This is a genomic window from Blastopirellula marina (assembly GCF_002967715.1).
Classification (GTDB): Bacteria; Planctomycetota; Planctomycetia; order Pirellulales; family Pirellulaceae; genus Bremerella; species Bremerella marina_B.
This window is the reverse complement of the sequence record NZ_PUIA01000069.1, coordinates 140,217-163,940: the sequence shown is the minus strand read 5'-3', so window position 1 is coordinate 163,940 and position 23,724 is coordinate 140,217. Positions and strand designations below refer to the sequence as shown.

The 23,724-nt window shown below is 54.5% G+C and carries 19 protein-coding genes and 2 tRNA genes; 10 read left to right on the top strand and 11 right to left on the bottom strand.

Going from position 1 to position 23,724, the window contains the following annotated elements:
• Positions 1 to 8 precede the first annotated feature (8 nt).
• Both C5Y96_RS21190 and C5Y96_RS21185 read right to left on the bottom strand, forming a co-directional pair.
• Positions 9 to 1,502, bottom strand: a complete 1,494-nt coding sequence (locus C5Y96_RS21190) for a sensor histidine kinase (protein WP_105357560.1) — start codon at positions 1,500 to 1,502, stop codon at positions 9 to 11.
• A 198-nt stretch (positions 1,503 to 1,700) separates the two neighbouring features.
• On the bottom strand, positions 1,701 to 2,594 hold the full coding sequence (locus tag C5Y96_RS21185; RefSeq protein WP_105357558.1) for a methyltransferase domain-containing protein: 894 nt from the start codon (positions 2,592 to 2,594) through the stop codon (positions 1,701 to 1,703).
• 352 nt (positions 2,595 to 2,946) lie between these two features.
• Between C5Y96_RS21185 and C5Y96_RS21180 the strand changes: the two genes are divergently transcribed.
• Positions 2,947 to 3,126 carry a hypothetical protein gene (locus C5Y96_RS21180; protein ID WP_105357556.1) on the top strand — a complete coding sequence of 60 codons (180 nt, stop codon included), beginning with the start codon at positions 2,947 to 2,949 and terminating at the stop codon, positions 3,124 to 3,126.
• A 62-nt stretch (positions 3,127 to 3,188) separates the two neighbouring features.
• Here the strand turns inward: C5Y96_RS21180 and C5Y96_RS21175 are convergent, their stop codons facing one another.
• Positions 3,189 to 3,383 carry a hypothetical protein gene (locus C5Y96_RS21175; RefSeq protein WP_105357554.1) on the bottom strand — a complete coding sequence of 65 codons (195 nt, stop codon included), beginning with the start codon at positions 3,381 to 3,383 and terminating at the stop codon, positions 3,189 to 3,191.
• 351 nt (positions 3,384 to 3,734) lie between these two features.
• On the opposite strand from C5Y96_RS21175, the gene C5Y96_RS21170 reads away from it, so the two are divergent.
• The gene (locus tag C5Y96_RS21170) at positions 3,735 to 5,054 is read left to right on the top strand and encodes an AAA family ATPase (protein ID WP_105357552.1); all 1,320 of its coding nucleotides are present in this window, start codon (positions 3,735 to 3,737) and stop codon (positions 5,052 to 5,054) included.
• A 192-nt stretch (positions 5,055 to 5,246) separates the two neighbouring features.
• Here the strand turns inward: C5Y96_RS21170 and C5Y96_RS21165 are convergent, their stop codons facing one another.
• Positions 5,247 to 6,494, bottom strand: coding sequence for a CBS domain-containing protein (locus C5Y96_RS21165; RefSeq protein ID WP_105357550.1), 1,248 nt, complete (start codon positions 6,492 to 6,494; stop codon positions 5,247 to 5,249).
• A 363-nt stretch (positions 6,495 to 6,857) separates the two neighbouring features.
• On the opposite strand from C5Y96_RS21165, the gene C5Y96_RS21160 reads away from it, so the two are divergent.
• Both C5Y96_RS21160 and C5Y96_RS21155 read left to right on the top strand, forming a co-directional pair.
• Complete coding sequence (locus C5Y96_RS21160; protein ID WP_105357547.1) at positions 6,858 to 7,955, top strand: FHA domain-containing protein; 1,098 nt, start codon at positions 6,858 to 6,860, stop codon at positions 7,953 to 7,955.
• 165 nt (positions 7,956 to 8,120) lie between these two features.
• Complete coding sequence (locus C5Y96_RS21155) at positions 8,121 to 11,564, top strand: protein kinase domain-containing protein (RefSeq protein WP_105357545.1); 3,444 nt, start codon at positions 8,121 to 8,123, stop codon at positions 11,562 to 11,564.
• Here the strand turns inward: C5Y96_RS21155 and C5Y96_RS21150 are convergent.
• Positions 11,561 to 13,315 (bottom strand): hypothetical protein, encoded by a 1,755-nt coding sequence (locus C5Y96_RS21150; RefSeq protein WP_105357543.1) that lies wholly within the window; start codon positions 13,313 to 13,315, stop codon positions 11,561 to 11,563. The genes C5Y96_RS21155 and C5Y96_RS21150 overlap by 4 nt on opposite strands.
• Before the next feature lie 162 nt (positions 13,316 to 13,477).
• The gene (gene cls / locus C5Y96_RS21145; RefSeq protein WP_233199043.1) at positions 13,478 to 14,914 is read right to left on the bottom strand and encodes a cardiolipin synthase; all 1,437 of its coding nucleotides are present in this window, start codon (positions 14,912 to 14,914) and stop codon (positions 13,478 to 13,480) included.
• Between the two features lie 97 nt (positions 14,915 to 15,011).
• On the opposite strand from cls, the gene C5Y96_RS21140 reads away from it, so the two are divergent.
• Together C5Y96_RS21140 and C5Y96_RS21135 are read left to right on the top strand one after the other, a co-directional pair.
• The gene (locus C5Y96_RS21140) at positions 15,012 to 15,626 is read left to right on the top strand and encodes a cob(I)yrinic acid a,c-diamide adenosyltransferase (RefSeq protein ID WP_158261349.1); all 615 of its coding nucleotides are present in this window, start codon (positions 15,012 to 15,014) and stop codon (positions 15,624 to 15,626) included.
• A 259-nt stretch (positions 15,627 to 15,885) separates the two neighbouring features.
• Entirely contained in the window at positions 15,886 to 17,712 is a 1,827-nt protein-coding gene (locus C5Y96_RS21135) for an SLC13 family permease (RefSeq protein ID WP_105357538.1), read from the top strand.
• A 49-nt stretch (positions 17,713 to 17,761) separates the two neighbouring features.
• On the opposite strand, the gene C5Y96_RS21130 is transcribed toward C5Y96_RS21135, so the two are convergent.
• The 5 genes from C5Y96_RS21130 to C5Y96_RS27485 all read right to left on the bottom strand — a co-directional run bounded on the left by C5Y96_RS21130 (position 17,762) and on the right by C5Y96_RS27485 (position 21,383).
• Entirely contained in the window at positions 17,762 to 18,379 is a 618-nt protein-coding gene (locus tag C5Y96_RS21130; RefSeq protein WP_158261348.1) for a helix-turn-helix domain-containing protein, read from the bottom strand.
• A gap of 836 nt (positions 18,380 to 19,215) precedes the next feature.
• Positions 19,216 to 19,288: transfer RNA gene (locus C5Y96_RS21120), tRNA-Arg, on the bottom strand.
• A 196-nt stretch (positions 19,289 to 19,484) separates the two neighbouring features.
• The gene (locus C5Y96_RS27150; protein ID WP_146115757.1) at positions 19,485 to 19,907 is read right to left on the bottom strand and encodes a hypothetical protein; all 423 of its coding nucleotides are present in this window, start codon (positions 19,905 to 19,907) and stop codon (positions 19,485 to 19,487) included.
• A gap of 57 nt (positions 19,908 to 19,964) precedes the next feature.
• Positions 19,965 to 20,966: a DUF1559 domain-containing protein gene (locus C5Y96_RS21110; protein ID WP_105357530.1), complete on the bottom strand. Its 1,002-nt coding sequence runs from the start codon at positions 20,964 to 20,966 to the stop codon at positions 19,965 to 19,967.
• A 334-nt stretch (positions 20,967 to 21,300) separates the two neighbouring features.
• Positions 21,301 to 21,383, bottom strand: a tRNA-Ser gene (locus C5Y96_RS27485).
• Positions 21,384 to 21,580: 197 nt separating this feature from the next.
• Here C5Y96_RS27485 and C5Y96_RS21105 point away from each other — a divergent pair.
• The 4 genes from C5Y96_RS21105 (at position 21,581) to C5Y96_RS21090 (ending at position 23,721) form a co-directional block, all read left to right on the top strand.
• Complete coding sequence (locus tag C5Y96_RS21105; RefSeq protein ID WP_105357527.1) at positions 21,581 to 22,126, top strand: hypothetical protein; 546 nt, start codon at positions 21,581 to 21,583, stop codon at positions 22,124 to 22,126.
• Positions 22,127 to 22,202: 76 nt separating this feature from the next.
• Complete coding sequence (locus C5Y96_RS21100) at positions 22,203 to 22,856, top strand: hypothetical protein (RefSeq protein ID WP_105357524.1); 654 nt, start codon at positions 22,203 to 22,205, stop codon at positions 22,854 to 22,856.
• Positions 22,853 to 23,326 carry a hypothetical protein gene (locus C5Y96_RS21095; RefSeq protein WP_105357522.1) on the top strand — a complete coding sequence of 158 codons (474 nt, stop codon included), beginning with the start codon at positions 22,853 to 22,855 and terminating at the stop codon, positions 23,324 to 23,326. The genes C5Y96_RS21100 and C5Y96_RS21095 overlap by 4 nt, the downstream gene beginning before the upstream one ends.
• Before the next feature lie 2 nt (positions 23,327 to 23,328).
• Positions 23,329 to 23,721 carry a hypothetical protein gene (locus tag C5Y96_RS21090; protein ID WP_105357520.1) on the top strand — a complete coding sequence of 131 codons (393 nt, stop codon included), beginning with the start codon at positions 23,329 to 23,331 and terminating at the stop codon, positions 23,719 to 23,721.
• Positions 23,722 to 23,724 lie beyond the last annotated feature (3 nt).

Sequence of the window (23,724 nt, the reverse complement as noted above, 5' to 3'; positions counted from 1 at the left end):
TTTCGCGATTAGCTCGCGTGTTCGATCACTTGAACGGTGGGGAGGGCAATCATGAACGTGCTTCCCTTGCCCAGTTCGCTTTTGACGGTGAGCGTTCCACTATGGACGTCTTCGACAATGTGCTTGGCCAGCGGAAGTCCCAGGCCGGTGCCTGAGGCCATCTTCTGGTCTTTCTTCACGCGGTAGAACTTCTCGAAGACCATTTCGCAGTCTTCCGGGCTCAGACCGACGCCGGTGTCTTCGACCTCGAAGTGAACTTCACGGTCTGACATGCGGCTGCGGAGCGTGACGTTACCGCCATCGGGCGTGTATTTGATGGCATTGGAAAGGAGGTTGATCGCGGCTTGCAGGATCATATCGCGATCGGCCAGCACGCCCAGGTACATCGGGCTGAGTTCGACCTTGAGGGTGATATGCTTCTGTTCGGCGGTTGGCTGAACGATGGCCGCGGCTTCGTCGAGCAGGTCGTTGAGCGAACGTGGCTTCTTGCTGACGCTCACTACGCCAGCTTCGATGCGAGCCAGGTTCAATAGGTTGTCGATCAGTCGCTGCAGGCGATCGGCCTGGCCGCTGATCACGCCGAGGAACTCGTCTCGCGTTTCTTCGTCTTCCGCTTCTCCATCGGCGAGAAGCTCGGTGTAGGCCTTGATACCGGCGAGCGGGGTCTTCATTTCGTGACTGACGGCCGAGACGAACTCGGCGTTGCGGCGCTGGATGGCTTTGTAGCCGCTGATGTCTCGCATGACGGCGACGGCCCCGAAGCCTGATTCCGAGGCCCCTTCGTGCTCGCCTTCGGAGACGGTGTTCACCGTGACGCGGTACCAGTGTTTTTCATTGTCGGGATCTTCCAGCTCGATCTCAGCCAGGCGGGTCGATTTCAGCTTGCGACGACGGGTTTCATGCAATAGCTGCACGAGCGATTCGCAGTGGAGCCCTTTTTCCAGGGGCGTTCCCTCGGCAACATCCTTCAGCCCCAGTAGCTTGATTGCGGCGGAGTTCTTCAGGGTGATTTCACCGTATTGATTGACCATCAAAACAGGCTCGGTCAGCCCTTCGATAACCCAATTGATTTGTGCGGTACGGGTTTCGGCCAGATGTGCTCTGACTTCACTGCTGGCAGATTTCTGCTGGAACTCGTAGATCTTTTCGCGGTCTTGGTCAATCGACTGATAGATCTCGGTTAGAATCCGCTGGGCACGGTCCGAGAGATTCGCCTGGCGGAGCTGTTGCTGGAAACGCTCGGGGTCCAGGTCATCGGTTGACATGGCGGACAGCTTTTCCAACTGAATGTACAGGTTCTGAGAGAGCTGCCGGTACGATGCTCTTTGAGCGATGCTCACAACCATTGCAATCGCAACGCCAACAAGAGCCAGGATCACGGGAAGCGATGCTCCGGCCTGATCCAGGATGGTTGCAGTCGATATGGCTACCAGCGTTAGTCCCAATACGATGGGGCATAACCAGGTAAAGAGGGCGAATATCCCCGGTCGATTCGCGGTCATTGTATACGTCGATCTGAAAGGGTTGCGGCTCTAATCCATCGCTTCGGCATGCCTGATGCGCAGTTCAGGACCATCCGCGAAGCGGGAAAGCTAAGAAACCCTAGGTCAGATCAACACGATGTCCATTGACGCATCGTTACATCGAGCGATGCGTGTCCCCTTCATAATCGAAATAATCGATACCAGGCGAACTTGGGACTAGGCCGAAACTCGTCGAACCATTGTTTGGGGAGCGACATGCTGAGAAATGCCACTCCAGAGATCAGACAGTTCCGTGCAGTAAGCGTACTGAATCTGTACTTCGACCCGATCGCCTGGCTCGACCTCGATCGGTTCGAGCAGCGGCACGACGAGGTACTGATTGTGCCAGCAAACTTCGGATTGCTTTTCGATCAGTACTGATAGCACGTTCTTGGTGACCAATCGCCAGGCATTGAGCGTGCCGGCGTGTTGCATCGTCAGGATCCCCTGCCAGGAGACCTCGTGTGCATAGGTTTCGTCATAGATTACTGTCTGGTAGACGGCTGGCAAACCGAGTTCCTGGGTGCCGGCGACCTCGGCCGAGGGGGGCTGAAACAGTGGAACCGGAGCGTGGAAGCCAGCAAACTGATAGGCCTGCATCACCGGCTGAATCGCCAGAATGGTAGCTTCGGGAATGAAGCGAGGCAGCTTGGAACCGTGTTTTTGGGTGTAATTCTGCTTGAAAGCCTCGATCACGGCCGTTTGCTTCTCGCGCACCAGACCGACGTGCAGCATCTCGCAGGTCACCACGTCGACCGGTTCCGGGGGGACAAACGTGGCAGCATCTTGATGGACGATGGTTACGCGATCTTCGACTTTGTTCATCCGCAGAAACCGGCGAGCCACTTCGACGAGCTCGGGATTTCGCTCGACGTAGTAAACCTTGGCCCCTTCCATGGCGGCGAAATAGGATAGAACGCCGGTGCCTCCTCCCAGGTCGACGACGGTCATGCCGGGACGAACCGTTTCTGCAATGGCCTGCTGAAACGAGGTCATGCGGTAGTTGTCGCGAAGCATGTCATAGTGATAGTGCAGCGGAATAAACTGGCCTAAGACTTCAGGGGAACTCACGTCGACAGCATCCTTTCAGAACGGAGAGAATCAGCGGGCGGCAATCGTAGTGGCCCGGCCCAGGCACCGCAAGGTGGATATGGTAGGGTTGGAGTGGTTAATTCAACGATGCAGGACAGACCACAAAAGCGGTAAAGAGCGAATGCAAGGGGCCTGGAATGCTCCCACGCTTTGCAGGCGTGCTATCAGGAAGCACAGGTTTTACCGATCAGTCCGATAAGTGGCCATCAACCCTTGAGAATCTGATGTTTCAGGGGCGAAGCGGGTGTCCCAGTACTAACCACCGAGCAGTTTCGTTCCGATACATCACGTTAGTTGCTGCTAAGGATTTGGATACGGATCGGATACATTCATGCTTTCAAGAGTCGAGATCGAAAACCTGCCTGCCCATGAGCTTGAAATCCTGATGGAATATGGGCAAGACCTGCTATCACCGAGTGAACTGCTGGGAGTTCAATTGTTCATTCAGCGGATTGGCGGGATGCAGAATGCTCGACAAGCAATCGAGATGCTAAAGAAGCTGGGGCAGTAGCCAGCCAGGCATGTGGCAGAAGGATTTTTTCTGAGGGCCGTTTCTCTCCAGCCCCCGGTCGACTAGATTCCCGACGTGCTCGTGGAACCAGCGGCTGCCATCTCGCACTTCTCGGCGCGAAGTAGTCGCAGCCAGTCGAGGTAGTCTTCGATCTCCTCCATCGGCATCCCCAATTGCAGGGCAGATTGGATGGCGGAAATTCGCTCGAAGTAATCGCTCGAATTCTCTAACAGCAGTTTGGCTTTTTCGTTGGCCATGGCTTTTGACTCGCGTGAGTTAGTGATTTGCAGAACCTACCATGAATGGGCTCGGCAAGAAATATGAACCTGCGCGTCTGTTGCACCTATTATTATCGTCACACGAGAAAGTCTAGGTCATAAGACACCACATGTTGATTGCTAGCGCGAAGTTTGGCTTGGGATATTGTTATGAGGCGTAAAAATGCCAGGGCGCTAGCGGGTGATTGGCATTTTCAACTTTTTAGAAATTGACCGAAAAAACTCAGTAATTCGGGGCCGATTGTGCCTCGCATCCTACACTTTTTCAGTGTCGTGCGCCCCTATGCGCGAATCTTTCAGTCGCCATCAAACATTGCAGAAGTCATAACTATGTCCGGTACCGAACTTAAGTCAGGTCTTCTTGCGGCTTTGCTAGCGGATGATGGATTTCGTCCTGAAGAACCCAAGACCTTAGAGGACACTCAGTTATCCCCGACACTGATTGAGTCGATCATCCTCAAGCTGTATCTGAACATTGGATCGCTGAGCGGCCGGAAGACGGCCGAGCATATCTGCCTGCCGTTTGGCATTGTCGAGGGTTTGCTGACCTCGCTTCGGACGCGGCAGTTGATCACCCACTGCGGCTCGGCTCCGCTGAATGACTACACCTATACCCTGACCGACCAGGGGCGTTCCCGGGCTCAAACCTACATGCATTCGTGTGCCTACTTCGGCCCGGCCCCGGTATCGCTGGACGACTATATCACCTCGGTCGAAGCCCAGTCGGTACGTAACGAGACCCCGAAAGAGGAAGACCTGCGTCGTGCGTTCGAGGGGCTTTCCGTCGAGCCAGGCATGTTCGATCGATTGGGACCGGCTGTGAATTCCGGGGCTGGTCTTTTCCTATACGGTGCCCCAGGCAACGGCAAAACGACGCTGGCCAAGCGGATTACGGCCTGTTACGGGCAAGAGATCTGGATTCCGCGGACCGTTGTGGAAGATGGCCAGTACATCAAGCTGTTTGATGCCGCGTTCCACGAGACGGTCGATCAGCAGGAAAACAGCATCATCAAGAACGACAACTTCGACCATCGCTGGATCAAGATTCAGCGCCCGACGGTGGTTGTCGGTGGTGAACTCACCATGGATAGCCTCGAAATCCGGTTCGACCCGATCAACAACATCTGCGAGGCTCCGCTGCAGATGAAAAGCAATTGTGGCAGCCTGCTGATCGACGACTTTGGACGTCAGCGTATGCAGCCGCAGGAACTGTTGAATCGCTGGATTGTTCCGCTGGAAAACCGAGTCGACTACCTGGCATTGCCTAATGGTAAAAAGATACAGGTGCCGTTCGAGCAGTTAATTATCTTCTCGACCAACCTGGAGCCATCGGACCTGACCGACGATGCCTTCCTGCGTCGTATTCCGTACAAGATCGAAATCGAAGATGCTTCGCAAGAAGAGTTCCACAAGCTGTTTCAGATCTTCACAAAGCAATTCGGTTGTCGCTATGACGAAGATTCGGTAACGCATCTGATCGATAAGCATTACACGCCAACCAAGCGTCCTCTACGACGCTGCCAGCCGCGTGACCTTCTGACGCAAATCCGCAATTATTGCGTCTATAAAGGCTTTCCGATGGAGATGCGGCCAGAGTACTTTGACCTGGTTGTGGGAAGCTACTTCACGGTTGTGGCCGGCAACGACTAAGCAGCGGCTCGTCATGCGGTGAATGATTACTCGTCGAAATTGGTTTCGATGAGGCTGGCCTGACTAGGATCGCAAGCGAAGTATTCGGCTTGCTCTTCAGCAGAGAGTTGTTGGGTGGCAACTGATGGCCGACTTTCCAGGCGTGACGATCACGGTTTGATCGTCACGATGAATGCGTTGCAAGCCATTTCGTTACGGCAGCGAGACCATCACCGGCGTATTCATCGAGGTCAGGTCGTCGCAGTGAATAACGCCCACCGGCGTGCCGTCACGAAAGACCTGGAGCCACGAAGAGTCGTGCGAGGAGAACAGGGCCACAAATTCATCGAACGTCGAATCGCAGCGAACCTGTGGGATATTCGGCAGGCAGTACCGGCCAATGGCCTGGTGCTTATCCTCGATTTCAACGAGGTCGTCCGTTCGGATGAGACCACACGGCGTATCATCGGCTTGGAAGACCGGGGCAATTTCGGCGTTCCATAGTCGCATGTTTTCCAGGGCATTCTGCACGCTGTCGGATGCGTTCAGGCGGACCGTCGTCGGCTGCATGATATCTTGGGCGGTCATGCCTTCGAAAATGCTTCCCGTTGGTTGCGGTGGCAGCCACTGATTTTCCAGCGAATCATCGACAAGCAGCCCTTCGCCGAGACTTTGGGCTAAATTCAGCCGATCGGTTAGCAGCAACGAAACCTGCTCGCTGGTGGAAGATTCGTTTCGGGTACTGACGAAGCTTCCCGAAATGCTGAGCGGAGAAACATCGGCGTGCGAGGTATCGCGGACCGATGCTTGCGCCATTTGATCAGCGGCCCACAGGGTTACCTGATCTGGCGAAGACGCCGGGGTGACCACGGCCACACGATTGCCGGACAACTCGAAGATGCGCGAATCAGGAAGGGCTGTCGCCTCGAGACTGGCAAGCCATTCCCGGTAACGTTCAGACTTGGTGTTCGAGACGGCGAAAAGTGTTGTGCAGACGCAATGGCCATGAACGGCGATCTGCTCGATGGTGTATTGTAAGGTGCCCAGGAAGGCCCCCTCGCTGGGATACGCATTGCGCGGATTGCGACCGTATTGCTGGGAAACGGCGACTCGTGCTTCGAGGATCGCGGCGGCAGCTCGGACGCGAACGAGCAGCTTGGCAGGTGTAACTGGCTTGAGAACGACGTCGTCGGCCGCTTCCGAAATGGCCTTCTGCACTAGATCTGGCTTTTCTGCCGGAATGACGGCAATTTTGAATAGGTTGTTATGGCTGATGGTCGTTTGGCTACCATCGTAGTCGTAGATCAGGACATCCTTTTTCTCAGGCGAATCGGACTCGCGGTAGATGGAATCGCAGCGAGTTTCGACCTCATATCCGCAAGCGACAAAGAAGTCGAAGCAATCGCGAAGGTGCTGACGGTCCTCAGAGACAACGACGATTCGCAGTGCGCGTGTAACCATAGAACTACCTGCTACCCAGATAAGAGAAAAGGAAAGGTCGCGGCGCATGGAGGGACCCGCGCGGCTATGAAAAACATAGTTCATATCCGTCTGGGAAATGGCCAAATCCGTTGCGGAAATTGTTTTTTATGGTGGTACGCGAAAGGGCCGTAAGAAATTTTGCCACTCGCCGAAAGAGAATTCGCAGTCACACCGAGCAATCGTGACCTATGTTTGTTTTGGGCGTGACATTGCCCCCAATCTCCGCGAAGTGAATCAATCAGCGCAACGCGGCAGCTTTTCCTCAGACTTTTCCCGATCGACGCGGATATTACGGATCCAAACGTCGGTTTTCGAGTAGACGCCAGCATTAGGGTAGGACGAATGCAGACGCAGCTGCTTCCACAAATCGGAACCGACTCGATTTACCTCGAGTACCTCGATCAAGCCAATGGACGGTCGACCAAGACGGTGATCGATGAGTTTCCCTTCATCATCGGGCGTAACGCAACCTGCAACTTAACGGTGGAGTCGGGGCGTGTTTCGCGCGAGCATGCGGAAGTCGTGCGGCATGGAACAGGCTACCTGATTCGTGATTTGCGCAGCACCAACGGCGTTTATATCAACGGCGAGCAGATCGAAGAGCATCTGCTGGTGGATGGCGATACCGTTTCGATCGCCGATTTTGAATTCGACTTTCACTGCCCTGCGGCTGCGACGACGCGCCAGACCGTTACGTTGGCGATGGAAGACCGTATCCAAGCCGAAAAGCCCGCTCAAGATCCGCACTTGTTGATCCAGGCCCTGCGAACCGTCAATCAATGGTCGGGGCTCAATCGTATCGATCCGGGACTGACTTCCGTTCAATCCATTCGCGATCAAAAGACCGTTGGCCACTGGTGCCCGCTGTTTCGCAAGGCGTATCAAAGTCACGATGAAACTCGCCTGTTGAAAGACTCGCTCGTTTTAGAGAACCCACTTCGACTATTGCAACATGTGTCGGCCATGTTCGCCCTGCAGGAACGCCAGGAAACGGGCAGTTTCCTGATGTTGGAACTCGATCAAACCGACTTCCAGCGGCAAGACCTGCAGGAAACCGTGGGCTGGATGCGAACCACCTTTGGAGCGTCGCTGAAGGTCGCCCTTGGGGCAAAGATCGACGTTTGGGAAGCCAACTTATTCGACAACGTGCTCGTCGATGACTTGCGCGGGATGGGCGTGCAGTTTGCTGTCGTCGGTATCGATCAATTCAAACCGCCGATCGTCTCGGAAGTGCTTGAGCACTGCTCGATGATCGGAGTTGCTGCCAGTGCGTTGTCGGCCACGTCGCGAAGTCCGGCGGTCGCCAATAGCATTCACGAATTCATTCAGGAGGTTTCGTCCAAAGGCTGCCAGGCATTGGCCCAAGCAGGTTCCGGCGGACCGGACAATCAAGCCTTAGAACAGATGGGATTCCATGCCGTAGTGCGTTTTCCCGCCTGAACTCAATGTTTGATCGATCCTCGGACAGGATGTCCTGATAACTAGCCTCGCTTCTTCGGGAGCAAGGTTCCTAGCGAAAGCTGAACGCAGCAATGCGTGCACATACACAACTGGGTGTTCCTTTGCGATGATTGAAATCGCAGACCCGAGATAAGGTTCCTAATCGTGTCGATTGAGACAAGTACAACCGTACGGGAAGTAGACGGATATCGTCTCGTACAACGAATCGGAGCTGGTGGATACGGCGAAGTCTGGCGAGCCGATGCCCCTGGTGGTCTTTCCAAGGCCGTCAAGTTGGTGTTCGGATTCCACGACGAAGCTCGTGCCTCGCGCGAGCTGAAGGCACTCAACCGCATCAAAAACCTTCGCCATCCATTTCTTCTATCTCTCGAACGCATCGAAGTGATCGATGCGCAGTTAGTGGTCGTTACCGAGCTGGCCGATTGCTGCTTGAAGGATCGTTTCGACGAATGCCGCAAGGAAGGACTTCCAGGCATCCCCCGCGACGAACTGCTGCGATACCTGGCCGACTCGGCCGAAGCATTGGACTACATGACCGAGGTCCATTCGCTGCAGCATTTGGATGTGAAGCCTGAGAACCTGCTTGTCGTCGGCACGCACGCCAAGGTGGCCGACTTTGGCCTGGTCAAGTCGATCCAGGACGTGACGGCCTCGATGATGGCCGGCCTGACGCCGCTTTACGCTTCGCCTGAAGTGTTCAACGACCAGCCATCGCGACAGAGCGATCAATACAGCCTGGCAATTGTGTACCAGGAAATGCTGACCGGCACCCTCCCCTTCCCCGGTCGCAATCTGGCCCAGTTAACCGCTCAGCATCTCAATAGCCCCCCGCGGCTGAACACCCTTCCTCCGCGCGATCGGGACATCCTTTCCAAGGCACTCGCGAAAAAGCCCAACGAACGCTATCGCAGTTGCGCGGAAATGGTGAAGGCCTTGATCGAGGCTGATAGCATCGCCCACCTTCCCCAGGTACGTAGTGGTTCGGTCGACCACGACGAGTCTTCCAAGACCGATACCAAGACCATCAACTGCAACGACACGAAGTCGAGCGATGCCAAGCAGGGCTCGGGTGATTTCGATCCTGAAACCATCCGCATGGATCGCGACAGTCAGCAGTGGCAGGCCCGGTCGAGCCATGTTTGGGAGGAGATCACGCCTCGCAAGCAAGAGATTCTGCCACCGCTGGCCGACGATCGTACCCAGCGCGAACTACGCCCCAGCGTGGTGCTGGGAATCGGTGGCTTAGGAAACCGAATCATTCGTCATTTCGTCGATCGACGTCTGGAACTGGTTGGTACCAATGCCGAACAGCATTGGTGCCGCTGCGTGGCAATTGATACAGATACCACGGACCTGGTGCAAAGCACTGGGCAACTCGGTGCCACGGCTGGAACGCCTTCGCTTTCGACCGTGGAAATGCCGCTGCGACGTCCTCAAGCGTATCGCAACCTTTCGCGTCATTTGACGAAGTCGATGAGCCGGCGTTGGCTGTATAACATTCCCCTGTCGTTGAAAACCGAAGGCATGCGTCCCCTGGGGCGACTTGCGTTTGCCGATCATGCCAGTCGTTTGCGAGAGCAGATCCGCGATGCCGTTGCCGATGCGATGGATTTGGCTCGCGGAAACATGGACCCTCGCAGCGAACACTTCTCCTGGCAGGAAAAGCCGCGGATTGTGCTCGTGATGAGCAGTAGCGGCGGCACAGGCAGCGGCATGGCCTGGGACGCGTTCGCGCTCGCCCAGGAAGTCATTCAAGAGTTTGGCGGCAGCGGCGACGATGTCTCGCTATGGCTGGTTCACGCAACGCCCAACGGAACCGAACAGCAAGATCTGGCACGCTGCAATACGTATGCTTGCTTGCGGGAGCTATTTCACTTTCAGGTTACCGGCGAGTATCCCGGTGATGCCGTCACCAAGATCCCGCCGCAGCGTTGGACCGAAAAGATCTCGAAACAGATCACGTTGTTCGAAACGGGTAGTTCCGCTGAGACGCGAAACGTGCCGGTCGATATCCATGACCTGGCCGACTTGTTGTACATGAACGTGTACGAAGGCCGCGACGTGGCTCAGCGTAGCCGTGATTCTGAAGATACGAACAAAGAGATGGGGCCGACAGTTTCTGCCTGGGCTTTTGCCGGGAAAGCGTTGTGTTCCAGCGGGCATCTCGATCTGGCCGCGGCTCGCTACACCATGGAATTGCTGCGTCGTTGGCACGGCAGCGGGCATGGCGAGAAAGAACAACGCAAGCTGGCACATTTGAACGATACCGACCAGCAAGCCAGTTCGCGAGCAGATCATTATCAAAGGGTGCTCGATCTGCGTTCGGCCAAGATCTTTCAGGATAGCGAGTTCCGTCTGGAGACCGTGATCGATATGGTCACGCAAGTCGTGGAAGACGAGATCGGCGGACGCCCTGAAGACTACTTTAGCGAAACGATTGGTCGCTTCGCCAACGAGATTGGTGCCTCGCGAATTCCCCCTACCTCGGCCGAGATGACCATTCAAATGCTCGACTCGCTCGATCAGTTGATCGGTGCCTCGAACATGGAAGCCGAGCCGGGCAAGTTGATCGCCGTTTCGTTGCATTCGGAAATCGCCCCGCACATTCGACAGATTGCCGCCCACTATCAGAAGAAAGTGCTCGATCAAGTTCACGGGATTCTGAACGAGCCATCTTTCCGTGTCCGAGGCGTTAAGCAACTTTCCATCGTCGTCGACCAGCGTTTGAGCGAACTGGAAGATAAGGTTCGTGCGATGGGAGATCGAACCGAGCAGGAAATTGAAAAGGTCCGCACTGCCCTGTTCCCAGTCATTCACCAGGCGTCAAAACGTGGCGGCCGTGCTGGCGATCATCGGATGGGACTACCGGAACTGCGTTCGCTTTGGCTCAACTACGCTTTGCTGCGTACTCACGGTGTCATCGTATTGGCCACGTGTCAGGTGTTTCAGCATCTGAGAACGGCCATCATGCGAGACAACATGTGGATCAAAAACACAATTATCAGCCTGGAAATGGCTGAGATGAAAGCCCGCGAGCGCATGGCTCTCGACGACACTTCGCTGACGGAAGACCCTAAGTTCCTTGAGAAGCTCCTGGTGCTGGAGACTCAAATCGATGATGTCCTGAACGCCGAGCACGGCGGGCTTTGTAACTTGCTGCATGAAGAGCGTAACGGCGTCAACAAGCTGATCGACGTCATGATGGAATGCGGCAAAGACCTGGCACGCCGGAATGCTTCCGAAGAAGGTAGCGAGAGCCAGTTCCTCAGTTCTCTGCAGGAAGGTCCCGATTGGAAGCAACGCGTTGCTTCGTCGAATTGTCGCCTGACGCAGTTGGGGCCAACGGTCTCGCGGTTGATGTTTATGCCAGAATCGGTGGCGGATAACAGTACCGTGACCACTTCAGCCCCTCATCTGGCTGGCAGTTCTCCGCTGGGAACCAAGCTGCCTAAGGTGATCTGGATGGAATCGGGCGGCAACATTCCGTTACGAGACGCCGCTAGACTGCTGATCGAGAACCGCCCAGACTACGTTCCGGTCGCGGATCGACTGCTTACCCGTGCCGATGTGCACTGGGCAGAGCTTTAGTTGACGATATACGTCTTTGATCCGCCGGCTTGCGGCAAAGGCTTCTGGTATTCGCTGGCTCGCACGACAGGAGCGAGTTTGGGCATTGGCCGGGCCGTTGTCGGCGATGCATTCTGCATTTTCCCATGCTGGTTATCGATGACCAGCGGTTGAGGTTCGGCCGCGCGGACCAGGCCACGTTGAACTGGCGCTACTCGCGCTGGTTCCTCGATGATGAATGGCTGGATGACTTGGGGTACTTCTTTCGGCTCGGTCTGAGCGACCGATGGATTGATGGTTGTCTTCGGCTGTACGGCAACTGGCTCCGCTGGAGCAACCTTCGGCTCTTCCGCAGCGACAAGTGGAAGCGTGGGCTTGGCGATTTCCTTTTCCACGATCTGAGGCATCGCACTCGTGGTTTTCGCTGCGATTTCAGCTTTCTGTGCTGGTGGTTGCGGCTGGCTGTCGAAGTCCCACTTCGCCTGACGATTGGCTGCTTGCAATTTGGTTAGCAGTGACGATTGAAAGTGAATGTCGTCGGTGGTAGCCGGCTGCTCGTTCGTTGGTTCCGCAGTGGCAACTGCATTGTCGGCAAGTTGCGGGGCTGCAGCAGGAGTGGCCGCGATCGTCTTACTGACGGTTTTCGCATAGGGATTCACGGTGACTTGTGGTTCGGCCGCAGGCTCTTCCTGTTTAACGACTTCTTCAGGAGCCGGCGTACTGGGGGGAAGCTTGGGCGACCACTTCGAGTCGGTTTGCGGGTATTTTGTGAGTGTGTTGTTCTCGATCATCTGTGGCTGGCTGTCTCGTAAGGAACTGCCGGTCCAGTCGGTCTTTGTGCCGTAAGAACGCAGCGGATTCGCGGCCATCTTGGTTGGCTGCTGAGTGGCCGGGGTTTGGGCAGGTAACGCTGGCTCTGCTTTAACATCTGCGTGAGCCGTAAGTTCTGGTTGGGGCGTGGTGGCCTCAACTGCTGGGGCTGGTTGCTCGCCCAGTCGTTCACGACGTACGGTTTCCAACGCCAAATCCAGCGAGTGTTCGAGCGTGGTGGTGTTGGTCGAACTATTGGCCATGGCCTTTTGCAGCAATTTCTTTTCGCCCCAAGGTGCTCGGGCATGGGCGTCCAACGCATCTTCTTCAAGTTTCACAGGCGTCGTCTTGGCAACCTGTGGAGCAGGTGCAGCCTGTGCGGGGGCTTGTTGCGGAGGTTGCGTCTCGGAAGTGGGCATCGGTTGGACAACAACCTCGGGACGCGGGGCATCGACCAGTTGAGTTGGCTTCTGAGTGAACGAGGAAACGACATCTGGCTTGTCGGCCATCGTGTTCGTTTCTGGTGTCACCACAACCGGCATGTTGTTGGTCTTAGGATTGAAGATTGGGGTCTGGGGGCTCGTCTTTACCAGGTCTTGGGCTGGCTGAATGGCACTTGGCTGAGGAGCTGGCGTCGTCGCCGGAAGGGTAGCAACTCGCTGAACCGGTTCGGAAGCTTGTGTGTTGATCGGATCTGGTTCTGGCTCGGCTTCGGCCTGAGGGGCCCCTTCACCACCGAACATTCCACCTAGGAAACGCGCAAACGGGGGCATCTTCTTTTCCCCGACTGGCTTTGGTGCAGCAGCGGCCTGCTGAACGGGTTGTGGCTGCGAGTCTTCAGTGACCAGTTCGGTCAGCTTGGTATCGCTTGACCGAGTGAATGGAAAAATGCATCCGGTCATGCTAACCGTGGTCGCGAGGGTAAGAGTCGCGAGCAAGTTGGGGCGAAGCGATGCTGGCATGATATCCGTCCGCAAAATCTAACTGCATTTTCACTAGATACGATTGGTGTGCCCTGTCTGTCGTGCGATGAAGACAAAGCGTCCTTCTCGTTTTTCGGACGTCAGGTAGGTTCCGGTTAAGTAAACTTTGCCGATGTTGCGGTTAATGCCGCTGCTAGCAGGCTATTGGATCGGCGACATCAAACGCGAACCACTCACGGCAAGCTGAAACCAGAACGAGCGTTTTTGGATCTCTTGCGGGTCGACTTCACGGCATTGCTTGAAGTCTTCCAGCAGCATCGCTTCGACAGAGTGAGCGAATTTCTCGCTGACGATGGCAACCATAATCTCGAAATTGAGACGAAACGAACGGTTGTCGAGGTTGGCCGTACCAACGGCCGCCATCTCGTGGTCGATCAGGATGACCTTCTGGTGAAGAAAGCCTGGCTGATAGCGGTAGAACGTGATTCGATCAGCGATTGCCGTTTCAGAGATGAAATGGAAACTGGATAAGTAAACCAACAAATGGTCCGGACGCTCTGGCAGCATGATCCGGACGTCGCATCCACGCAAAGCTGCTAGCTGCAGGGCGCAGATAACTTGTTTGTCGGGAACAAAGTAAGGAGAAGCAATCCAGATCCGCTTTTGGGCAGAGTTGATGGCATGAACGAAGAACAGCCCGCAGGTTTCGATGGTATCGGCCGGCCCCATAGGAATGACCAGTGCGATCTCGTCTCCGTCTTGGGCCGGTTCTTCGTCCCAGTTGACGTTAATATTGTCACCGGAGGCCCAGTACCAGTCTTCCAGGAACGACCACTGCACAGCTTGAACAGCGGGACCGTCAATTCTGATATGCGTGTCTCGCCAGGGACCGAAACGCTTTGACAAACCGAGATACTCGTCGCCAAAGTTGAGTCCTCCGACAGTTGCCGCTTTTCCATCAACGACGACAATCTTGCGATGGTTGCGGAAGTTTAACTGGAAACGATTTCCTTTGCCGCGCGTCGTATGGAACGGCCGCACGTTGATATTGGCTTCGCGCAGTTCATGCAGGAACTTGCGAGTGAGCTGGTAGCTGCCGATTTCGTCGTACAGGAAGTAAATCGCAACCCCTTCCTGCGCTTTGCGTTTGAGTAGCTCGGCAAACCGCTTGCCAACGCCATCCTCTCGAAAGATATAGGTCTGAAACAGAACATACTCGGACGCCTCCGAGATCATCTCGTAGGTGGCGTCGAAGGTCGCTTCCCCGTTGACCAACAGGCGGATGGAATTCGAGTGCGTATAAGGAAAGTCAGCCAGGCGTTCCAGGACGAGCTTTTCTGGCTGGTCGTGGAAGTCGGCAATGACGTCCGGACTGACCGCCCGAAACGTCTGCGTGTTGTCTTTAATATCCTTGGCTCGGATGCGACGCGTATTGACGTACCCCTGAAACTTGCTGCGTCCAAAGATCCAGTAGAAGGGAAGAGAAAAGTATGGGACCAAGACCAGCAAAAGAATCCAGGCGATAGCGCCCTGGGAAGTCCGCGATTTCATAATCGCGTCGACCGCAGCGAACAGCCCCAGAATATGGGTCAAGGTCAACAGAATACTGACGATCGTGAACGATTGCAGGTCGAACAAGCGAGCAGTTCCTTGGTGGCCGCCATTTTCTTAGACCGGCCCATTTGCGATGATGGAGACAGAAACAGGTTCTCAGTTTTACCCGTGGAGCAACTCCATGTCGATTCACATCCATCGAATCTATACGCGAGCCGGTGACCAGGGCTCGACTGCCTTGGCTGGTGGGGTTCAGGTGTCTAAGTCATCGCTGGAAGTCGAATCGTACGGAGAATCGGACGAATTGATCAGTTTTCTAGGAGTTGTTCGGGCTTACGCTACTGATCCTCGCACGCGCCCCAGTGCCAAGATCGCGGCGGAAACGGATGAGATTTTTCGGAAGGTTCAGAATATTCTCTACGAGGCCGGTGCCGTCCTGGCTAGTGCCAAGCCCCCTGTGGCCGAAGCTCAAACCTACGACGCAACCGCTGATCCCCGGATAACGTTTCTCGAAGAACGTATCGATCGATATCGAGAGATGTTCGATGCGATCGATGGTTTTACGATCCCTGGCGATTGCATGCTGGGAGCTCACGCTCATGTCGCACGGACTGTTTGTCGTCGCTGGGAACGTGTCTTGGTTCGCCGGAACGAACTTTCACCGATTGATCCGTGGGTGTTGGCTTACGCAAATCGGTTGAGCGACTACCTGTTCGCCTATACCCGGTGGATAACGGCTCTTTTGTCAACGCAAGAAGAACTCTGGAAAGGTCCCGAGGCCGCACCCGAACACTGACACACTTGCCAAGGGGAAGCAGATCATCTCCGCCGTGCAGATGGGGGTGAAGAAGACCAACGAGGCGGTGACGAAACTGCGGCCAAGTCTTCCCTGGAATAAGCGAAAAAGTTAAGGAAAGAGCTGAGGCTGGCAGCTCGATTCCTTGCCCGCAACAAGATGTGCATTTCTATACCAATAACAAAGAAAGACACCCTGTCGAACGAGAAGGCTAAGTCCGTCAGCTTCGACTGTTGGTGGCGTGAAGGAGTAAAAAGCGATGCCATGGGACTTGGCGGTCGTACTTGGGCTGCTTGTGATATGCATCGTGCTGTTCATTATCGACTGGCCACGCATGGATGTGGTGGCTTTGTCGGCTATGGTCGCGCTGCCTGTGCTGGGCATTATTAGCGTGCAGGAAGCCTTCGCGGGCTTCTCGGATCCGAATGTGGTTTTGATTGCCGCGCTGTTTGTCATTGGCGAAGGTATCACACGGACCGGCATCGCGCTGCAGGTCGGTCAGTGGCTCGCTCTCAAAGCAGGCCGGAGTGAGGCGAGGCTCGTTGTCCTGCTGATGCTGAGCGTGGGACTGCTGGGAAGTGTGATGAGTTCGACAGGCATCGTCGCGATTTTCATCCCGGTTGTTCTGAATGTCACTTCGCGTCTCAACATACATCCCGGGCGAATGATGATGCCGCTTAGTGTTGCTGGGCTGATCAGCGGCATGATGACCCTTGTGGCAACGCCCCCCAACATGATTGTCGATAGTGCTCTGGAAAGCGAAGGACATCCAGGCTTCAACTTCTTCTCGTTCACACCCATGGGGTTATCGATTCTCGTGCTGAGTGTTGGTTATATGCTGGTGGCGAGACATTGGTTGACGGCGAAAAATACGACGACAGGCACCAATTCTCGTCGGCGAACACTGAAGTCATTTATCGAAGAGTATAAGCTCCAGGATCGAGCTTTTCGTTTGCAGGTGCCTTACTCTTCCGAACTGATCGGGAGAACCCTCGGCGAGCTTGATTTACGACAGCGAAATGGCGTGAACCTGATTGGTATCGAGCGCCACGGACGCGGAAGGAACTATCTGCTCAATCCGATCGCGCAGACCGAAATTCGCCCAGGGGACGTGCTATTGGCGGACTTGGTACACCCCGAGAATGATCTGGAAAAGTTTGTCGACGAACTTGGGCTCGTTGTCCTATCGATCGAAGGGAGTTACTTCAGCCAGCAGTCGAAGAATGTCGGGATGGCGGAAGTTGCAGTCGTGCCGGAGTCTGGCCTGATTGGTCGAACAATTCTGGACGAAAAGTTTCGTACCGTTTATGGCCTCAGTGTGATCGGCCTGAGGCGAGGTGGAGACGCGTTTGCTGGGGCCATAGCCGATGAGAAGCTTCGCCCAGGGGATATCTTACTGGTAATTGGACCTTGGAAGCAGATTCACAATCTGCGGACACAAAAGCGAAACTTTTTGGTGCTTTCATTGCCGGCGGAAAGTGACGATATCGCTCCTGCTATCTCGCAGGCCCCTTGGGCTCTTATGTCGTTGGCGGTAATGATCATGCTGATGGTTTCGGGCATTGTGCCGAATGCCATTGCCGCCCTGATTGCCTGCCTGATGCTAGGGCTATTCCGCTGTGTTGATGTCGAAACGGCCTACAAGTCGATCCGATGGCAGAGCGTTTTTTTGATCGTCGGTATGATGCCGTTTGCGATAGCGCTCGAGAAAACCCACGGTATAGAACTCGCCGTCGAGTTTTTAATGAACACTTTAGACGGGGCTGGGATACATGTGTTAATCGCAGTTCTGTTTGTACTGACCACTGGGTTTAGCCTGGTAATTTCGAACACGGCAACCGCAATTCTCATGGCACCTATCGCCATGAGTATTGCCAAGCAGTTGGATGTTTCCCCCTACCCTTTTGTGATGACCGTCGCGATTGCCGCATCGGCCGCATTCATGACTCCGGTTGCTTCGCCAGTAAACACGTTGGTGATGGGGCCTGGCGAGTACAAGTTCGGCGACTATTTGAAAATCGGCACGCCTTTCACAATCTTGGTGCTGATTGCCTGCGTGATCCTCATTCCCTGGTGGTACGGCTAAAGCTTAATTCGTTTACGGCAATTCCGAGAGGACCATCGAATCTCGGAGACTAGCCGGGTGGCGAAGGAAAGCCCTGCAAAAGAGCGGCCCCCGTTGCCGTGTCGTAGCAGTCATCCAGGAATATTAATTTGCCCCGTCGAAACATGAGCAGATTGGAAACGCGAATGGGCTGATCCATGGGCTTTCCCTTGGGGTGAATCCAAGATTCGCCCCAAATGATGGCATTGGGACCTTGCCCCATGACTTGATAGCCCTTGTTGTAGTCGTGGTCTTGGGGAACTTCCAAAACGGCAAAAAAGAGATTAAATGCCTGGCGAACGGCATCGATCCCTGTGTGTTCACCGGCGAAAGGAATGTGAGCGGGATCTCCCGCGATTCTGAAAACAACATCTTCATGAATAAAGTCGACAAGATGGTCGAACATGTTTTCTTGATGGATATGAAGCGCATCAAGATAACGTTGGGCGAGTTGAATGGGATCACTCGCAAGGTCCTCCCAGTAGACCGGTTCCTCATTCGACTCGCTGAAAGCATCGGCGAGGTCAACGATTGTATCTCGCGCGATGGGAACTCCCGCTTCGGCCTTGCTGATTAATCGCTCGCTGTAGCCTGCTCGTTTGGCCAAATCGGCCTGCGTCCATCCGTTTCGAAGTCGAAGATGACGCAAGAAATCTCGGTTACACGCGTAAGCTCGATTCATTGTTCCTGGTAAGCTTTCCTGTTCAAATTATCAATCGAGCGGAATACGTTTCGTAAATATTCGATGTTTGTGTCACTGTATTCACGGTCACCTGAGGTGACAACCTGCCAAGTGGGGGCCGGTATTGGCTAGGCTAACGGTAGCTTTTGCTCTCTTGTGATTGCTTACAAAAGTGAACTCTTGTGCGATGTATTTCGCTGTCACATGGGTTTCCGAGAGAGAAGCGTAATGTGAAATTCTGAACCGCTGAAACTCATCCTGTCTAACGGATTCATTCGCAAACGAATCCGTCATGAATTTTGCCGTCACTTGGCTCCTAAATAGATAAGCGAAAAAGATGCGGAAAGTGAGACACTGAAGTTTTCGTTTCGCAGAAAATAGTCTCAAAAACTTTCCAATGCTGCGCAAAAGAATAGGGTCTTTCGGTCGTGCCGGTTGCGTTCCTGTTCGATTGCTCTGATGCAGGTACCGTAGATCGATAGGGAAACGAGTGGGCTAGGGCAAACGTAAAGCCATCATATTTCATGGCAAAAACGGGCCGACTCCAAGGACACCTCCGGTACACGGAATACATTTCGTGTGCCGGGGGCGTTTCTCTTTCTTGTCTGCCGTTCGCCGAACCGAGCAAGACTTTCACCACCTAATAGATGGTTATCCAAGGACCGGTCACGGAAATAAAGCAGAACTGCCGCTAGGTGCCGTAGAAAGACCTCGTCAGGCCAATTGGGCCCTTAGCAAGATTTAGCCTGATCCAGGGATCCCATACGCCCTGGCCAGGTTAAACCCGACGGTAGAAGAAGAAGTGCCCCCGGGAGGAATCGAACCTCCGACCTGCGGTTTAGGAAACCGTCGCTCTATCCCCTGAGCTACGAGGGCAAATCGTTTCAGAGTCCAGTTTTACGTGATTCGGCTTGCCAGTGGAAGTGCCAGCTTGTGGGATACCAATTTCGAGCCGAAGGTTCGTTGTAGTCTTCTGTGGAAGGGAAGGCCTGCGATTGGAATCGACAAAAAAAGCAGATTCCACCGATGGATGGAACCTGCTGCTGGGCTTTCGAGGGGTAGTCGGAACGGACTACTTTTGTTTGGGCACTTCGATATCGTGCTGGGTATCTTCCTTCGGAAGGTCGACCTTGGTGTCGTAAGACTGGAACAAGGGTTTTCCCATTTCGTTCATTCCGCCTTCGCCACTAGGGATTGGAACACCATCGTAGCCGTTGATGGTCAGTACATACGATCCGCCAGTGACACCTTTTTCGGGCAGCGTCTGGTACTTGCCATCTTTGATTTCCGCGATCGCGCCTGGACCTTTGTTATTTGCCGAGGCATCTGGCGAAAACATGATGTTTCCCCTAGGAAGGGGCTTGCCGTCGTACGTGATGTTGCCGGAGACCGAGTACGTATCGGAAGTCTTCCCGTCACCACAGCCGGACGTCAGCAGTACCGCAAATGCCAATGCCCATCTGCGGTGAAACAGGAAAGCTGATAAACGTTTCATGCAATGTGTTTCAGAAAGGAATAACTTGTAGGAACGACTTGCTAGTGCAAGACCCGGCTAGTTGGAAAGCGATGCCACGTTGCCATCGTCGCGGATAGCCAGGTTCTGGTACGTGGTCAGGTCGATCGTATCACTTACGAAGTGAGCCGATGCGTCGCCCATCAGGAAGATGCATCCGCCGGGGTGAAAGCTGCCAAAGGTGCGCTGGTGAATGCCTTGTCCCAGGCTGTTGGGGATCGTTCCGCTTCCGAAGGTCGTATCGTAACGGTCTCCGTGGCAGTTGCCATCGCAGGCGTTGATTTGGATTTGGGCAGCTGCCAGCGTGCCGGTAACGGCTGATCCACCTCCTCGATTGGTTGATGCCCAGCCGAGCCAATGGGTATCGCTACGACCACCGTCAAGCAGCTGGTAACGGGTTTCACCAACCAGAAACGTGTTCGACGAGCCATCCTGAATGCTGGCGAAGTTCGTGCGAGAGTTCTGGAAGAGGATGCCGTTGATGTAGAAGCGTCGCCCTGCATCACTGGATTGGCAGTTGCCTGACCCGGTGGGGCCGCCGCCCATGACTCCATAGTAGTTGGAATGGTTCTTATCTACTGATTCGGCCGGGAAGGATGGACATTGATAGGCCGCCACGGATGTCTTCCAGACGTTCTTATTGGCACCCGAAGTTGGTGCCTCGGCATTGGAACAGACAAACTCAGCCGACATATCGACTTGATCATACAGGTTCGTCAGTTCCAGGAACGGGAGAATCGCAACCGTCCACGGAACACCACGAGTTATCGCTGGAGACGATACCGAAGTGGTGCAAGTCTGTGTTTTTCCATCGGTCATCTGCGCGCCGGCGGGGAACTTTAAGTAAGTGTCGTGATAGTTGTGCAGAGCCAAGCCCAGCTGCTTGATCTTGTTGTTGCACTCAATGCGACGGGCTGCTTCACGCGCTTGCTGAACAGCGGGCAAAAGCAATGCGATTAACACTCCGATGATGGCAATCACCACCAGGAGTTCGACCAGTGTAAAACCTGAGCGTCGAAATGGACTTACAGATAGGGACATACTTAGTCTCACAAAACGGGGTGCATAAGAGAAAAAAATAAGATGAAAAGCGTGTCGACATCCGTGCTGACAAAAGAAGGCAGTAAGTATATGGAGATAAGAAAAATGCCTGCCGAAGAATCAAAGGCGTTTGATGAGTAGGCGACCTTTGGGGCAAAAAATCTTCGGCAATCTGTGAAGTATAGCCGGGGGTTTTAGAAATAAAAAGATTTAATCCAACTTAGTTGTCGTGGATTACGCCCTTGAGGGGGTTAACCGGCCGCTAAGGGGGCTTTGCGATGAATAATTTTGCGCAAAAGAAAAGCCGTGCGGCATTCACCAGCACGGCTTTAAGCGGAGGGCACGAGACTCGAACTCGCAACCCCACAAGGGGGCATCACATTTCCAATGTGACCGCTAACCATTCGCTTACCCTCCAGTCAGATGCACCGTAAAGCTTCCCTAAGGGAGGCCTGACGGGGGCTCTTGGTTCACGGTGCATCTTAACTGATCGTGAGAATCTAGAGAATAGCGGCCATGGATTTTGACCGCAATGGGGGCCGTTATCGCGTATCATGGGCGTGGGCCAAGCTTTGCCCGAGCTCAAATTCCTCGACTGAGAGTCGCTTTTGGTGATGCCCGAGCCTGAAAAAGAGCCCAATCCCTTCGAGTCGCCTGAAGCCGAATGCGGCGGGGCGCAGCCGGATCCGGGAACGCCCCAGACCGCTCTGATTGGGGCACTTGCCGCGGCAGCGGTATCGTTTCTGATCGCTTTTGGGCTCTTCCTGGTTACCCCTGGCCTTGGGGTGATTGCGGCAATGTTACTTGTGCCGGCAAATCTGCGCGCGTTTCTGGCGATGCGAAAAGAGCTTCAATCGACCGGCACCTGGCCCCAGGGATGGCAGCAGGCCAGTGCTCTGGTAATCTCTGCATTGATCATGATTCCTGTTTGGATCGCAACGGGCATTGCTTTTTCCGCCGTCTGTTGGGCGGGGGCAATGATTGGGCTCAGCGCTTTCCCCAAGGGGGATGAATATGGCTTCTCCAATATGCTTTACGGAGGCATACCGATTGGGTTGATCGCCGGTCTGATTTCGTTCGTGCTGTGCTTTCGCCTTACGTTGCGTAGCATTTCTACCCCGACCGGAGTTGATGAGGAGAAGTCGAAGCCGATAAGTTAATGCTCATGATTCGTGATGCTCGCTATATTAAGACGCGCATCACCCAACACGAACAGGCAAATTGAAATAGGCTCGTATGAACTCTGATTCACAGCCCGACTCGCCGACGGCGGATCGCCAATGGTTTATCGTGCGGCGCTGGCAGACGTACGCAAGCGAACTGCGAGTACTTCTGTTAAGGGTGATTGCCGTCGTTGTACTTTACGGTTGTCAGATCGCTCACCATCTATCGCTGGATGAAGCAGGCCAGACCGCTAATCTTTCTTTTCAGCGTGTGGCGACAGGAACCGCGGTACTCTTGATTGTCGTTTCCTTGCTTGTTCTGCTCCTTGTTTTGAAGCGGATCTTGCCGGTTTGGTTGCCCTATTTGACCACGATTGTCGACTTGCTGGCGATTGCACTGTTGGTCGGAGTCGCAGGCGGACCCGTGGCGACCTCGTTGACCGGGGCCTTTTACCTGGTGATTGCCATGGCAGGGTTGCGATTTGACTTACCGCTAGTCTGGCTGGCGACGCTTGGTGCAATGGCGGCTTATATGGGAACCGTCGGCGTAATGGACGATACGTGGTTCGATGCCAATCATGTTGTCCCACTTGTGCAACAAGGAGTAGCGCTGGCTTGTTTAGGTGGGACCGGGATTGTTGTTGGGCAGATTGTTCGTCTGGCCCGGCCGCTTGCTCAGCAGTACCACGATCGACTCGTTCAGGCCGAGGCAAAGGAGACGAAATGACGCGTTCCGATTTGCCTCACATCAATTGCCCAGAATGTGGTGCCGAGAATAACACGTTTGCCAACGTCTGTTGGATTTGCCGTCGTCCTCTCTACGAAGGGGATGAACTGGTCGAAGCGGAGATGGTTTCTCCAATTGGCAGTCCACGGCAAGATCGTGTGGGACGCATATTCGGGGTTTGGGCGTTTATCTTTTTAGCACTGGGGGCCTTTGTGGTCGGGCTCGGGGTGTATGTCGACGAGCCCGGCATCTTGCTCCCATACCTCATCATCGTAACTCCACTTTGCATTGGGATCGGCGTGTTGATTCTTAAGGGGAATCAAAGTGATAACCCATGGCTGCGGGGAATCGCGATGTGTTTTTCAGCACTGATCGTATCTGCTGGTGCCATGGTGCTGTTGGGGATTGCTTCGATTATCGCTCTTATTGCGTTTTGCTTCATGGTGCTTGCGGCTTCGGGAGGCTTTTGAGAATGGAGCCTTTTGAAGGTGGGCCAGGAGAGCCGACGAGTGAAGAACAAGACGCAAAGCTTGCCAGTCGTGCTTCCGTGATGGAAGCGGCAGCGTGGGCGACCAGTTTGTTTGTCATCGCGTTGGTGGTTATCGGTGGTGGCGGCCTGTTGATGCTGGGGGTCGGCTTGCTGGCGTTCGCTACCTGGGCGGTGCTTGTATTTCCGCTACTTCTTATCAGTGGCGTGTTGCTGCGGAAAATGCGTCGCAATCGGAATGCTAAAGTAGCCGAGCGTATCTCGAAACTAAGCGTAACCCTGATGAGCATAGGCACCATTGGTTTGAGTATTCTGGCTGCGATAGTCTCCTTTGTTTACTGCAACGTGGCTTTTACAAAAGCTTTAATCCACCATTGATGT